This is a genomic window from Gemmatimonadaceae bacterium, assembly GCA_035606695.1.
Lineage (GTDB): Bacteria > Gemmatimonadota > Gemmatimonadetes > Gemmatimonadales > Gemmatimonadaceae > JAQBQB01.
In genome coordinates, this window is sequence record DATNEW010000026.1 from 185,582 (window position 1) to 200,213 (window position 14,632).

11 protein-coding genes are annotated in these 14,632 nt (G+C 61.9%); 10 read left to right on the forward strand and 1 reads right to left on the reverse strand.

What is annotated here, in order from left to right:
• The first annotated feature begins 13 nt into the window (after positions 1–13).
• The 8 genes from VN706_11920 to VN706_11955 all read left to right on the forward strand — a co-directional run bounded on the left by VN706_11920 (position 14) and on the right by VN706_11955 (position 12,445).
• Complete coding sequence (locus tag VN706_11920; GenBank protein HXT16332.1) at positions 14–2,929, forward strand: hypothetical protein; 2,916 nt, start codon at positions 14–16, stop codon at positions 2,927–2,929.
• A gap of 240 nt (positions 2,930–3,169) precedes the next feature.
• A complete protein-coding gene (locus VN706_11925) occupies positions 3,170–4,441 on the forward strand; it encodes a hypothetical protein (protein ID HXT16333.1) in 1,272 nt (423 codons plus the stop codon).
• Positions 4,442–4,640: 199 nt separating this feature from the next.
• Positions 4,641–5,123 (forward strand): gamma carbonic anhydrase family protein, encoded by a 483-nt coding sequence (locus VN706_11930; protein ID HXT16334.1) that lies wholly within the window; start codon positions 4,641–4,643, stop codon positions 5,121–5,123.
• 652 nt (positions 5,124–5,775) lie between these two features.
• Entirely contained in the window at positions 5,776–8,313 is a 2,538-nt protein-coding gene (locus tag VN706_11935) for a vitamin B12-dependent ribonucleotide reductase (GenBank protein HXT16335.1), read from the forward strand.
• Between the two features lie 239 nt (positions 8,314–8,552).
• A complete protein-coding gene (locus VN706_11940; GenBank protein ID HXT16336.1) occupies positions 8,553–9,107 on the forward strand; it encodes a hypothetical protein in 555 nt (184 codons plus the stop codon).
• 131 nt (positions 9,108–9,238) lie between these two features.
• Complete coding sequence (locus VN706_11945; protein ID HXT16337.1) at positions 9,239–10,192, forward strand: hypothetical protein; 954 nt, start codon at positions 9,239–9,241, stop codon at positions 10,190–10,192.
• 148 nt (positions 10,193–10,340) lie between these two features.
• Positions 10,341–11,357: an HNH endonuclease gene (locus tag VN706_11950; protein HXT16338.1), complete on the forward strand. Its 1,017-nt coding sequence runs from the start codon at positions 10,341–10,343 to the stop codon at positions 11,355–11,357.
• A gap of 329 nt (positions 11,358–11,686) precedes the next feature.
• Positions 11,687–12,445 carry a hypothetical protein gene (locus tag VN706_11955; protein ID HXT16339.1) on the forward strand — a complete coding sequence of 253 codons (759 nt, stop codon included), beginning with the start codon at positions 11,687–11,689 and terminating at the stop codon, positions 12,443–12,445.
• 448 nt (positions 12,446–12,893) lie between these two features.
• Here VN706_11955 and VN706_11960 read toward each other — a convergent pair whose 3' ends face one another.
• Positions 12,894–13,151 carry a hypothetical protein gene (locus VN706_11960; GenBank protein HXT16340.1) on the reverse strand — a complete coding sequence of 86 codons (258 nt, stop codon included), beginning with the start codon at positions 13,149–13,151 and terminating at the stop codon, positions 12,894–12,896.
• A gap of 214 nt (positions 13,152–13,365) precedes the next feature.
• Here VN706_11960 and VN706_11965 point away from each other — a divergent pair, with 214 nt between their 5' ends.
• Both VN706_11965 and arr read left to right on the forward strand, forming a co-directional pair.
• Positions 13,366–14,106 (forward strand): class I SAM-dependent methyltransferase, encoded by a 741-nt coding sequence (locus VN706_11965; protein ID HXT16341.1) that lies wholly within the window; start codon positions 13,366–13,368, stop codon positions 14,104–14,106.
• Between the two features lie 44 nt (positions 14,107–14,150).
• Complete coding sequence (arr, locus tag VN706_11970; GenBank protein ID HXT16342.1) at positions 14,151–14,603, forward strand: NAD(+)--rifampin ADP-ribosyltransferase; 453 nt, start codon at positions 14,151–14,153, stop codon at positions 14,601–14,603.
• Positions 14,604–14,632: the final 29 nt, after the last annotated feature.

The window sequence follows — 14,632 nt, forward strand, 5'->3', positions numbered from 1 at the left end:
TACGCACTCTCTCTTGTCCCAGGTCTCTCCAAACGCGAACTGGCACTCACTCAAGACCCAGCATTTCTACGTCCATTTCACCCCGCCGCTCGAACCCCTCGCCCGCCGCATCGCCGGCGACGCCGAGCGGGCCTATTCACAACTCTCGCAACAGCTGCACCCGCCGCGCGGGATGATCGACGTCGTCATCTCCGACGACGTCGACGCCTCCAACGGCTCGGCCACGCCGTACCCGACGAATCGCATCGTTATCTACGCCAATCCGCCGGTCGACGAATCGGCGCTGCGCTACACGAACGACTGGGGCCAGCTCGTGATCACGCACGAGCTCACGCACATCTTCCATCTCGATCGCACGCGCGGACTATGGTCGCTCGGCCAACACATCTTCGGCCGCGCGGATGCGCTCTTTCCGAATCTCTACGCGCCGTCGTGGCTCGTTGAAGGACTCGCGGTCTACGAGGAATCGAAGCTCACCGGCGCGGGACGGATCGAGGGCTCCGAGCATCGCATGATCGCGCGCGCCGCGGCGGTCGATCACCAATTTCCGGGCATCGGCGCTCTGAGTCTCGCGCAGGGGCGCTTTCCGTTCGGCGAGTACGCATACGGCTACGGTTCGCTCTTCGTCGATTATCTCGCGCGCACGCGCGGCGAGTCGCGCGTCCGCGACTTCGTCGACAAGGAAAGCGCCGACATCATTCCGTATCTGATGGACGTGCCCGCGAAACAGGGCTTCGGCGTTTCCTTCTCGAAAGCGTGGAAGGAATTTGCCGATTCCGTCGTTCGGTCGGTTGGCCCCGAACAAGCGCCGGTTCCAGGTTGGCGCGATCTCACGCGCGACGGCGTCTTCGTGTTCGCGCCGCGCTGGACGAACGACAGCACCATCGTCTACAGTGGCGCGCCGGGACGTGAGAGCTTTGGGGCGTATCGCGTGGATCTCAACGGGAAGCGTACGCGCGTCGGCCGGCGCAACTCCCGTTCGGCCAACGTGCAGATCGCGCCCGGCCAGTATTTGTATTCTCAAATAGACTTCGTCAATCCGTACCAGCAGCGTTCCGACCTCTGGATTCAACGCGGCCGCCACGAGCGCCAGCTCACGTTCGGCCAGCGCCTGACCACGCCGGACGTACGCCGCGACGGTCTCATCGTCGCGGGACAGATCACTCCCGGCGCGACACGTCTCGCGCTCGTCTCGCCCGACGGCAAGCGCATCACGCCGATCACGTCCGGCAGCTACGACGAGCAATGGACGGAGCCGCGCTGGTCGCACTCGGGCACGTACATCGCCGCGTCGCGGTGGCTGCGCGGCAACATCTCGCAGATCGTCGTCATCGACACCACGGGACGCATCGTCCACATCGTGTCGAGCGGCCACTCCATCGAGACGACCCCGAGTTGGTTGAACGACGACACGGGGATCGCGTATAGCTCGGATCGGAGCGGCTCGACCGAGATCTACGTCGAGCGATTCAACGCGCCGCTGCGCTTTGCCGGTGCCACGACCTTCCGCGCGAGCAACGCCGTCACCGGTCTCTTCGAGCCGAACGCCAGCCCGAACGCGCGCAAGCTCGCGGCGGTGATCTTTCGATACGACGGATATCATCTTGGCGTCGGCGACTGTTGCCCGCTGTCGCCCGACATGCCGATCGCCGCGTCGCTCGCGCCCGTGGCAGCGATGCTCGACACGATCCCGGCGCGCGATCTCGCGCCGATCGTCGCCGACTCGAGCCCCGTGGTGCGCTACAATCCGTGGCGCACGTTCCTGCCGCGCTACTGGCTGCCGACGGTGGATCAAGGCGCGAAGAGCGGATATCGCATCGGCCTGAGAACGAGCGGTGCCGACGTCGTCGGCCGCCACACGATGACCGCGACGTTCGAGGTGCCGACCGACAACACGGGCGTCGTCGGCAACATCGTGTACCAGTATTCAGGCTTCGGCCTGCCGATCATTCAGGCCGACGCGGCGCAGGATTGGGAATGGCTCGGCAGTGTCTTCTCGCGCGACGCCAGTCGCACCGTGCTCGGCGACGTCTTTCGCCGCACGTGGACGGGCGACCTGCTCGCGACCTGGCTGCGCCAGCGCTATCGCACGCTCGTCACGTTCACGAGCGGCTTCGGCATCGAGCATCGCACGCACACGACGACGGCGAATCTTCCGCTGGCGAGCCTCGACTCGATCGGCGTGTTGGGCTCGCCGACGTATCCGACCTTCATCGCCGCGGTAGGATTCTCTAATTACCAGCGGCCGCCGTACAGTATTTCGCCCGAGGATGGCGTCATCATCAACGTGACGGCGCGCGACCGATTCAACAGCGGCCCATCGGGCAACGGCGGCGCGAGCTACAGCGCGGTGACGTCGGCATCGCTCTACAAGTCGATCGACCTGCCCGGGTTCGCGCATCACGTGATCGCACTGCGCGGCTCGGCGGGTGTGGCCGACGATCGCGCCGCGGGATACTTCTCCGTGGGCGGCGTGAGCGGCTCGACGTTCGACGTCATCCCCGGCTATACGATCGGCGAAGGCCGCAAGACATTTCCCGTGCGCGGCTTCGCGCCGGGCACGCTGATCGGCACGCGCGCGTTCACCGGATCGGCGGAGTATCGCGTGCCGCTGTTCCTGACGGGCAACGCGCCGGGCGTGTTGCCGTTCTTCATCGATCGCAGCTCGCTCACGCTGTTCGGCGACTGGGGCACCGCGTGGTGTCCGAACATCGTGATCGGGCGAGACGTCTGTAATCAGCCGAGTCCGATATTGACGGGCCGGCTGAAGATTGCGTCGGTGGGTGGGGAGCTGAATTTGAATCTCGGTGTGCTGTCGTGGGATTCGCCGACGCATTTGCGGTTTGGTCTCGCGGTGCCGACGCACGATCGCGCGATCTTCGCGCGCTCGGCGACGCAGTTCTATGTGGTGGCGGGGTTGTCGTTTTAGCGGTTAGCGACCGGCGGGAAACAGCGCGAGCGGTAAGAAACGCTGAGAGTGGGGGTAGGAAAGAGCTGTCATCCCGAGCGAGCGAGCGTAGCGAGCGAGTCGAGGGACCCCCTTCTCAGCGGAGCGCTGCATGTGGCTCCTCCGCCGGGACGGGGGTCCCTCGACTTCGGCGCTTCGCGCCTTCGCTCGGGATGACTTGCGGGCGGTCTCGCACGGATTCTGCAATTCGCTGGGCTCGCCATGCCTCGCACGTTCCCAACGACAATTTCCGCAATCGCCCTCACCGCCCTGATCGCCTGCGGCGGCGGCCACAGGACCGCGACCACGTCGGCCACCGGCGGCTGCGACCCCAGCATCAAGCTTCCGCCTGGTTTCTGCGCCACGGTCTTTTCCGATAGCGCCGGCCCGGCGCGCCATCTCGTCGTGCGAAAAAACGGCGACGTCATCGTCGGCGTGCTGAATCAACGCCGGCAGCCGGGTGGCGTGCTGGTGCTGCGCGATACGAATCACGACGGGCACGCCGATCTCGAGGAGCGCTTCGGCGACGAGGGCGTACACGGTGTCGCGCTCGCCGGCGATTCCACGCTGCTCGTCTCGACCGCGTCGCAGGTGCTGCGCTACCAGTTCGTCGACTCGATGACGCCGAAGAAGCGCGTCGACACCGTGATCAGCGGTCTCATCGCTCGGCCGATCCCCTCGCACAGCCTCGCGATCGACATCCGCGGCAACATCATCGTGAACATCGGCGCGGTCTCGAATGGCTGCGCTGCGAAGGAGGGCGTGCAGGCACCGGGGCGCGATCCCTGTCCCGAGCTCGAGAACAGCGGCGGCATCTGGAGCTTCAAGTCTGACCGGAACAATCAAACGATGAAGGACGGGACGCTCATCGCGACCGGATTGCACAACGCGGTGGCGCTCGCGGTGAATCCGCGCGACACGATGATCTACGCCGTCTCGCACGACCGGGACGGCCTGCACGATCTCTGGCCGAATCTCTACACGGCCGAAGAGAACGCGACCCTTCCCGCGGAGGAGATGATCCGCATCGCGTCCACGCGTCCGAACTTCGGCTGGCCGTACTGTTATTATGATTATCTAAAGCAGCAGCGCGTGATGGCGCCCGAGTATGGCGGCAACAAGCAGGACATCGGCCGCTGCGACCGGTTGATTCAGCCGCTCACGACGTATCCGGCGCACTGGTCGCCGATGTCGATGCTGTTCTATACCGGCAAGATGTTTCCGCCCCAGTACACGACGGGCGCGTTCATCGCCTTCCACGGTTCGGCGTTTCGCTCGCCGATGGCGGAAGAGGGCTATCAGGTGATTTTCCAGGAATTCAAGGAGGGCGTGGCGGCGGACTACACGCTGTTCGCGACGGGCTTCGCGGGCGGCGGCATGACGCCGACGAGCGCCGCGCATCGCCCGGTGGGCCTGGCGCAGGGCCCCGATGGCGCCTTGTATCTGAGCGACGACCGCGGCGGCCGGATTTGGAAGATTACATATAAGAAGTAGAATATTCGCCGTAGCGCCGTTCTGACGCAGTTAGTATCACCCCGCGAAGAAACCCGATGTCAACGGTTACACTTCGCGCCTCATCTCAAAAATTTCTCGCGCATTCCCTGTCAAGGAATAGCGCGACGTTTGAAGCGCGATAGGTTGCACACTCGGCGCATGGTCTACCGCCCAGCGCCCATCGCCCATCGCCCATCGCATGATCGACCCATCCGCCTACATCCACCCCTCCGCGATCGTGACCGGCAACGTCACGCTCGGCCGCCGCGTGAGCGTGTGGCCGACCGCCGTGATTCGCGGCGACAGCGACACGATCGAGATCGGCGACGACTCGAACGTGCAGGATGGAACGGTGGTGCACGTCGATCACGGGGTGCCGACGCGCGTCGGCAAACGTGTGGCGATCGGCCATCGCGCCATCGTGCACGGTGCAACGGTCGAAGATGATTGCCTCATCGCGATGGGCGCGATTCTCCTGAACGGTGTGCACGTCGGCTCGGGTTCGATCGTCGGCGCCGGCGCCGTCTGTCGCGAAGGCATGAAGATTCCGCCCAACTCACTCGTGCTCGGCGTTCCGGGCCGTGTGGCGCGCGAGACGACCGCCGAGGAGCGCGACCGCATTCGCCGCACGGTCGAGAGCTACCTGGAGCTGCAACAGCAATACAAGGAAGGGAAGCAGTAGTTGAAGTAGCAGTAGTCGAAGCGGACGCCACTTTTTCGCTCACACATCACAGCGGATCTGGTCAGATCTTGTCAGATTCGGTCGTTGTATCAGTCATATTCCGGCCCTGATTATGCACGTGATTCCGAGCAAGCCGTAACGTTTCAGTCGCCGTTCCGTGACTCACGGAAGACGCAAACCGGGCTCCGCAGCCGGTGCCGCGACACGAAGTCAGGTGTTATCAAGTTGTTGCCATGAAGGAGCTTACGGATGTTCCCACGCCTCGCCGCCGTGCCCGACCAGTTACTCCAAACGCAGTTGTCGACACGGACCTGGTCGTTTTCAACGCACACGATGGCACCCATGCACCTTCGTGATGTTGATTTCGTAAGCCGTTGCTGTGAATGGCGTTATATTACTACTGGCGCGGAATCACGAACCCCTGTATTCTGCCGCCCCGCATCAAAAGCATTAGAACGACTCATACGTTCGACCCGCACGTCCCACGGATTCACAACGAGCCCTCCGACTCGTCGTGACCGCGATTGTAACACGCGTAACGAACTGACGGGCCGTCTGAGCTAGCGAACCAGCCGAACTAGCAGCGCCCCCGCCCGCACGACCCTCCGACAATCGATTCACCGCACCACCACCGCTCAGGAGTTCTGTCGCCATGCCTCTTCCGATCAACCCCCCGTCGGGGCCTGTTTCGCTCTCCGCCAATGCGCGCACCGTGCTCGAGAAGCGCTATCTGGTGAAGAACGAAAAGGGCAAGCCGGTGGAGCAGCCCGAGGATCTCTTCTGGCGCGTGGCCACCGTGGTGGCCGAGGCGGATCGAAAGTACGGGGCGAGCGATGCGGCGGTTGAGCAGCAGGCGGCGGACTTCTATTTCCTGATGACGCAGCGCCGGTTCGAGCCCAACTCGCCGACGCTCATGAACGCCGGTCGTCCGTTGGGCCAGCTGAGCGCGTGCTTCGTGCTGCCGGTCGAAGATGCGCTCGCCAACGGCAAGAACGGCATCTACGACACGCTGAGCGCCATGGCGCTCATTCATCAGAGCGGCGGCGGCACCGGCTTCTCGTTCTCGCGCCTGCGCGCGAAGGGATCGATGGTGCGTTCGACCACGGGCGTCGCGTCGGGCCCGGTGTCGTTCATGAAGCTCTACGATGCGTCGACCGACGCCGTGAAGCAGGGCGGCACGCGCCGCGGCGCGAACATGGGCATTCTGCGCGTCGATCACCCCGACATCATGGACTTCATCACCTGCAAGGAAGACCTGACGCAGGTGACGAACTTCAACATCAGCGTCGCGATCACGCGGAAGTTCATGGAAGCGGTGAAGGCGGGCGCGTCGTACGATCTCATCGATCCGTCCACCGGTCAGGCCACGGGCAAGCAGGACGCGCGCACCATCTGGGACAAGATGATCCTTGGCGCCTGGCGCACGGGCGAGCCGGGCGTGTTCTTCATCGACGAAGCCAACCGCTACAACCCCGTGCCGCACCTCGGCAACTACGAGGCGACGAATCCGTGCGGCGAGCAGCCGCTCCTGCCATATGACGTTTGTAATTTGGGTTCTATCAACGTCGGCCACTACGTGACGAACGGCCAGATGGATTGGGACGCGTTCCGCGCGGACATCCATCTGAGCACGCATTTCCTCGACAACATCATCGACGTCAACAAGTATCCGTTGCCGGCCATCGACAACCTCTCCAAGCGCATTCGCCGCATCGGGCTTGGCGTCATGGGCTTCGCGGACGCGCTCGTGCGTCTGGGCATCGCGTACGATACGGATGCCGGCGTGGAGTTCGGCCGCAAGGTGATGGAGTTCGTGGACGTCGAGGGCAAGAAGGAATCGAGCCGCCTGGCGGCCGAGCGTGGTCCGTTCCCCGAGTGGGCAAAGAGCATCTGGGGCCCGGACGATACGTGTGCCCGCGATGCGAGCGGCCAGCGCATTCGCCCCATGCAGCTCCTGCGGAACTGCAACGTGACGACGGTGGCCCCGACCGGTACCATTTCCATTATTGCAGGATGCTCATCGGGTCTCGAGCCGCTGTTCGCCGTGGCGTTCATGCGCAATCAGGCCGGCGTGATGATGCCGGACGTCAATGAGGATTTCGTCAACATCGCGAAGGCCGAGGGCTGGTATTCGGACGAGCTGATGGAGCGGATCGCGAAGACGGGCAGCGTGGCGCACGCCGAGATCCCGGACAAGTGGCAAAAGGTGTTCGTGACGGCGAATCAGATCGCGCCGGAATGGCACATCAAGATGCAGGCAGCCTTCCAGGAGCACTGCGACTCGGCCATCTCGAAGACGACGAACTTCAGCCACGCCGCCACGATGGACGACGTGCGCGAGATTTACGAGCTCGCGTACGACATGCATTGCAAGGGCGTGACGGTGTATCGCGACGGCAGCCGCGACAATCAGGTGCTGAGCACGGGCGCGACGGAGAAGGCGAAGGAAGCGCGCGACGGCAACTCCAATCCGCGGCGCGAGGAGGATCGCGCGCTCCTGGCGGATCTCAGAAGCGAGATCGCCGAGAAGGATGCGGAGATGGAGCGCCTGAAGAAGGCGCTGTACGATGCGGAAGCCGAGAATCTTCAGCGCCGCGCGAAGCGCAGCCGCCCCGACAAGCTCCGCGGCACGACCATTCGCAAGGAAACGCCGCTCGGCGTGATGTTCGTGAACATCACGGAAGACGACAAGGGCCAACCGTTCGAGGTGTTCATCACGCTGGGCAAGGCGGGCGGCTCGGCAATGGCGGATGCGGAGGCGATGGGCCGTCTGATTTCGCTGGCGCTGCGGTCGGGCATTCCGATCATGGAGATTCGGAAGCAGCTGCGCGGGATCTCGTCGGATCGCGCGGTCGGGCTGGGGCCGAACAAGGTGCTATCGGTGCCGGATGCAATTGGTATCGCGATCGAGGAGTGGCATCGGGACCGCGTGGTCGGTGTGCAGCAGGAGTTGATGCCGCCGTCGGTGACGGAGGTTGGCGGGCCGCCGGCGTCGGAGATGATTACGAGCATGACGCATCAGGTGCCTGCGGCATTGCGAGGGCAGGGGGGCGCCGAGCTCGAGATGCAGTATGGGTTACATCATGCGGCTGAGGCGTATATCGGGACGTGTCCGGATTGTGGGTCGCAGATGGAGTATGCTGAGGGGTGTGTGAAGTGTCATGTTTGCGGATTCAGCGAGTGTGGATGACGACGGCGCGCTGAGGTGAGAACGAGAGAAAGGCGGCGCGAGAGCGCCGCCTTTGTCCATTGTTGAGGTTTGGAATCGCTTTCCGAGTTGCTCACGCTAGGCGGCGGTGTTTCGTGGTTGACAAAACAGCAATATTATACAACTGTCATATTGCGCCGGCGTAGATCAAAGTTGATACTGGTTTGTTGGTCAAGTTCGCTGTCTAACTGGTGTTAGGCAACACCCACGCATCTCCCCTCATGTACCAGAAGACGGTCAGCGCACTGCGGCCCGACTCCGTCGGCCACCTGGTCGATTCATTGCGATCGGCAAGCGCCGCGGCACAGGGAAAGGCCTCAGCATTAGCCTGGGGCGGTCTTGCAGTTGCGTTCGTCGCGTTGTTCGTCGGCCCGTTTGTGCAACTACGCATTGCTAAGAGCCAGATACGCGCGACTGTGTTGTCAGCCAATCGCCAGAAATGGATCGACTCTCTGCGCTCGCAGGTAGCGGCCTTTCTTGCGCTCGTTGTCGAGACGAACATTAGGACTGCGGGCCTGCGTGGCTCGGCGGGCTATCATGAAGCTGTGAAGGACAGCCTTTCCAAGCTTCGTGCCATTGAGTTCAATATCATCCTTGCGCTAAATCCCAAAGAATCGGATCACGAGCAACTCGCCACCGCATTGCGTGACCAGATCCAATGGTTCATTCCAATAGATCTGCCAGGAAAAGACGTGAAGGATTTCCTCGATCAGATTCGTGATTTGTCGCGATCGATTTTCAAACGCGAGTGGGAACGCGTCAAATCCCTCACATAGTGTTGCTTAACGAACGCTCAAGCTGACAAAGGCTTTATTGAACTGTGCATGCTTCGCATGCACTCTTATATGATCCCTTTCCGGCTCAGCTCGGGCGTTAGGCGTCTTATCGGCCCCTCATCCGCTACTTGATGGCCATCGTCAGAGACCGCGAACGCGCCGACTACTTCCGCAAGCGCATCGAGCACCTGTTCTACGCGTCGACGGTCGGTGACGCGCCGCATTCTATTCGTTTCATTTCGGAGTATTGTCGATATCTAGCGTCCGGCATCGATCAGCGCGGCGCCATCGTCATTCCTCCCGACCTACTCGGTTCATTCGAGTCGGTATACCTCTGGCTATCCGATCGTATCAAGGGATATCCCGACGGTGTCAAGAACCAGGTCAAACAGATCGTTGACGGAGAGAAATTGTGCGATCGGTTCGCGAGACTCGCGAGTCTTTCCGAACATGAACTGGAACACTATCGACGTCGGCGCACGGGTGCGTCGGTCAAAGTGGATCTTGTCGGCATGCTTCTCCGCCCGAGTTTCGGCTACGAAGATGGGACACTCAGTAGAAGTGAGCTCTTCGACATCCGAACAGCTCTGGGTCGCCTCGCTCAGGTACTCACGTTCACTGCCTCGATCGAGCCAGTCGACTATGATGAGGCGCTGGTCGACTCGACCGATCATTTTGACCCGAACCTCATTGATCGAAATCGGTTAGCCGCACTCATTGCAATTCTTCGCATTCAGGCCGCTGAGATCCCTGATGCTGCCAATAAACAACGGATAGGCGAGACGGTAGACCGGCTCGAGACGGAGTTGAAGCGACCAAAGGTGCGTTGGGGGATTGTGATCTCGACCGCGTTCGTGCTTTTTGGTTTTCTCGCCGACCTCAAGACGATTAGTCCCGAGACCTATGAAGCAGTGCACCGCACCGCAGAGACAATTGTCTCGGTCCTTCACCATGAAGGCCAGGTGCAGAAGGCGACCAACGCCAAACTCGGTAAGGAAGCGCCGCCGCGGCATAAGTCACCGGCGGCTCCAGATCAGTATCTCCTCTTGACCGATGGCGTGGTACGTCAGAACGACGACGAATAGACGACTATCTTCCTCGAGGGTGCCCGACGAACGCTGATGCTGGCGAGCGATATTAGGAATTTCGCATGCTTCGCATGCGCTCTTATTGTACTCGCCCGCAACTTAGCCAAGTCGATACGCGGCTGATCAACTTTCTTCGCGTCAAACAATGCCCCGCTGTATCTATTGCGGCCAAGACAAGCCGATCGGCGGTTTCAATCGGGAGCACGTCATCAACGCCGCGTTCGGCGGTTTCGAGGGCGCTCTAACCCTCGTCTCGCCCTACGATCCGGGCGTGTGCGCAGATTGCAACACCGAGTTCAGCTCAACGATTGACTTGGCGATTACGCGTGACTCGATGGAAGCGATGCTCCGCCTCGACGTAGGGCTGAAGTCCCCTGCGGAAGTTGCCAACTTGTTTCGCCAACGTGTGCGATTCCGGTTGCCGTCCGACAACGAGATGGGACTTGGACCGTTGTACTTAGATATGGTGCCGTCCGATGACGGCACTGAGTATCGCGTCGTCCCCGTTCCACAAGTTCGGTTTCGCACGGCAAACGACGAATTCAAGTCACTGACTGAGGAAATGCTGAAAGGTAAAGATCCGCGGCTCGATCCAGACATAGATCTGAGCAGGAAACGGGATCTCTTCTGGCCGTCGCATGATGAGGATGCTCCGTCTCGCCTGATCTCGTTGCTAGAGCGCTATGACATCGCGTTCAAACCTGGCAATCCGTTCGTCCCTCCACCAAACCAGGAAATGGACTTTGAAACGCTGGCTTTCGCGGATAAATACATCGCGCGTGCCGTCGCGAAGACCGCAATGAATTATCTTGCAAAGACCAGTGGCGAGTCGGACCAGTCGTTCGTTCACGACTCGATGTTCGATCCTGTCCGGAGGTTCATTCGATATGGCGAGGGCCGAGGCGGACAATTCGTCCAGGTCTGGCAGATGCCGACCAGCATCGTTGGGCTAACGGAGGCGGGCGCTTTCAATGGGCACCTGCTTCACGTGAAGTGGGAAAAGGGTGCCGGAGAGCATATCTTGGCGTTCGTTCGCCTATTCGGAGTTATCGAGTACGTCGTACGTCTTGCAAAGAACCCGACTGCTCCTTGGCGCGATCTTTCAATCGCGCACGAATACGACTTGGTGAGTATGAAGGTCCGTCGACTCAAGAGAGGTTGAATAACGTCGGCTTCTTGCGCTGAACAGCCGGGATGATGGGTAACCCAAGTGTCCGGGAACGTTGGCAACACTTCTGCGAGTGCGATTAGCCAGAATGATATAATCGCGTTCGTCAACGTCGCGAGGAAGACGCTGGTGGAGACCACGTCGCGAGCGATCGCTCCTTTGCAACGAAATTGTGCGCTCAGACATGACTTGAAACCCTCCTCCCCGCCTTCCGTCTTATAGCCACACCAACATTCGATATTGATCCACTCTTGGCCGGTCGGGCGGGCGCCCCGACCGGCCGTTTCTTTCGCGCCCCGTTCTTACTTCTTCAGGAGCGTTTCATGAACCACCGGCAGGGAAGCACCATCAACACCTTGCACGCGATCGAGACCTTTCTCGACGCGAACGAATTGTTCGCGCCGTTGAAAGACTCCGTCGCGCGCAAGAACATCGACGCGGCCATCACCGCGCTCGATCGGTTCGGCGCACTGCAGTCGGGCGGCCGGCAAGCCGCCAGGCTGGAGACCGCGAACCGGCGCAACCTGCGGCTCGCGCTTCGCATCTATCATATGGATGCGATCGAGCACGCCGCACGCATTGCGTTGCCGAACTCGCCCGACCTGGCGGAGCTCAGCGTTCCGCGAGGCAAGGTGTCCGCGCAGCAGCTGCTCAAGGCCGCGGCGGGCATGAGTGAGGCAGGCACGACGCACAGTGCCACGCTGATCGCCGCCGGCGTTCCGGCGAATTTCGTCGCGGAGCTCGACGCGGCAGCCGCCGCACTCGCGGCATCGCTCGCCGAGCGGAATGGGCATCAGAATCGACGGACGGTGGGAACCGCGGGTCTCAAGAACGCGGAGCAGGGCGCCATGAAAGCCATTCGGTTGATCGACACGCAGGTGCGGCCGTTGATCGATCGGGCGAAAGACGCGAGCTTGCTCGCCGGATGGAATGCTGCCAAGAAGATCGCGGCCAAGCCCGGACTGCCGCGCGGAGCGGTCGGTGCGGCAGCAGGTGTGGATGCGGGGACGCAGCAAACACAGACAGCAAGTACGGGAGCAGCCAGTGCATCACCGGACGCGGTGATGCACCCGGCGGCGTAGGAGAGTGCGGCGCGGCGAGCGACGGTGACGTTGCAGGATGTCGTTGCGCGAACGGCCACCCACTGGTGGCCGTTCGCGCAACATCAATTGACGCTCGTTTACATCGCACCTCAGCGCATGAGCGAACATCGATCGAGATCAAGAGCCCAGTGTGGGCGATTCACTGGGCTTTGCTCGAGCCCGAGCGCGCAGGTCGCGAACGAACCGTGCATGTCGCGACGCGAAATGTTCCAGTCCCGGCGTGAACCGGGCACGTCACGGCCAACAGATGGCTTGGCTCCGCGCTGAATCTCCTCTGCCTTCCTTAGAGAAAAGATCGCCGCCGATGAACATGCCGCTCCAGCCGCGAAGCTCCGTGCGCCTGCGAACTTCCCGACGCCGATGACCAGATCACCGCGGAGTGATTGTAATGTTCAGAAGTCGTCGTATGCGGCGGAAGCGCGACGTGCTAGCCGCCATACGTGAGGATGACGAGAATGATCACCAGGAACAACACACGGATTACCACGGTGCGCGTCGAACGCCGGCCCTCGCGGCTGCGCACGGCGCCCGCCAGGATCGCGGAGACAAGCCCAAGCGAGCCCAGATCCTTGTGCCAGGCCGGACGAGGCGGGGCCATGAAGTGCTGCGCGACAAACACCGCGAGAAAGAGAATGCTCAGGACGATCAAAGCATTGGCTATCATGTTGCGCGTTCGTGGCGTCATTCGTTCTCCGTAGGATATGTGTGCGACCTGCGCGGTCAGGGAGCAACGCGTCGACAAAGTCGTGCTGCGCTCGGGACTCCGCAAGGCGCGAACTGGCCGGCCGAATGCCCGCTCGTCAGCCACGTCCAAGGGATTGCGAACGCCGCGCGTTCGCTCTTACCTGACTCGTTCGCAGCTGAGCTACGACGTACGGACGCCATCACGCATCGGCGCAATGCAGCCTGTTGACTACGACGAGATTGCGTCCGCATACGATCGGCGGTACGCGGTCAATTCTTTCGACGGTATCGAGCGCTGTCTTCGAGCCTTCATCGGCCAAGCTCGCACGGTCGCCGAGCTCGGATGCGGAACGGGCCACTGGGTGCGGTTCGCGAGTGAGCTCCCACATCGACCGTCGGCAGTTGGACTCGATCGTTCTTCGGCCATGCTCGCCGAATGCCATCGGCTGGGACCAACGACGCCGCTGGTCCAGGCCACCGCCGACCGTCTTCCGTGGCGCACCGCGTTCGACCGCGTGTTTTGCGTCAACGCGTTGCATCATTTTCCGAACCATAGCCTCGTCTTTCGCGAATGCTCGCGTGTCCTGCACGCCGAGGGGGCGTTCCTCACCATCGGCCTCGATCCGCATCGCGGTGTGGACCAATGGTGGATCTACGTCTATTTCCCTGAAGCGCTGACAGCCGACCGCTCACGATATCCGGGTGCCGATGTTATCCGCCGCGGTTTGACTTCCGCGGGATTTCAACGGACAGAAACTATCGTCGCGCAACACATTCCAGCGCGCATTCCGTTCGCCGAAGCGATGGCGAAAGGGATACTGGATCGCCAATCGACCTCTCAACTGCTCGTGATCGGCGATACGGCCTGGGAAGCGGGGATCGCGAAGCTACGCCGCGATCGGCCTGAGTTGCGCGCTGACCTCCGATTGTACGCGACGATCGGCTGGCGAAGCTAGCATGCGCGTGGCGCACCAATTTCCCCGCGGATCAGGAGCGCTGCGTGCAGGATGATATCGAGTGGACGCCCGTCACTTTCGAGAATTGTCATTCCATCCATGGCCCTTTCTACCACGGAACCGCCGCCGAGCTCCATGCGGGCGATCTGCTGGTTCCCGGCTACGCCTCCAACTATCAGAAGGGACGCATCTCCAACCACGTCTATTTCAGCTTGACCGTTGCGAGCCTGGCAGCGCAGATGGCCGCGGCGTTGACGGGGGTCGAGGGCCGAGGGCACGTATACATCGTCGAGCCAACCGGTCCGTTCGAAGATGACCCCAACGTCACGAACAAGCGATTCCGCGGCAATCCCACGAAGTCGTACCGGACGAGGCATCCGCTCCGGATCATCGCTGAGGTGACCGACTGGGAGGAGCACAGCCCGGAGACCATCAAGGGCATGCTCGAGCGACTCGCGGCGCTCAAGGAGAAGGGGCTGGACCTCATCGAGGACTAGGGGCCCCGCAGCTTCTCTGTGCTCGAAGG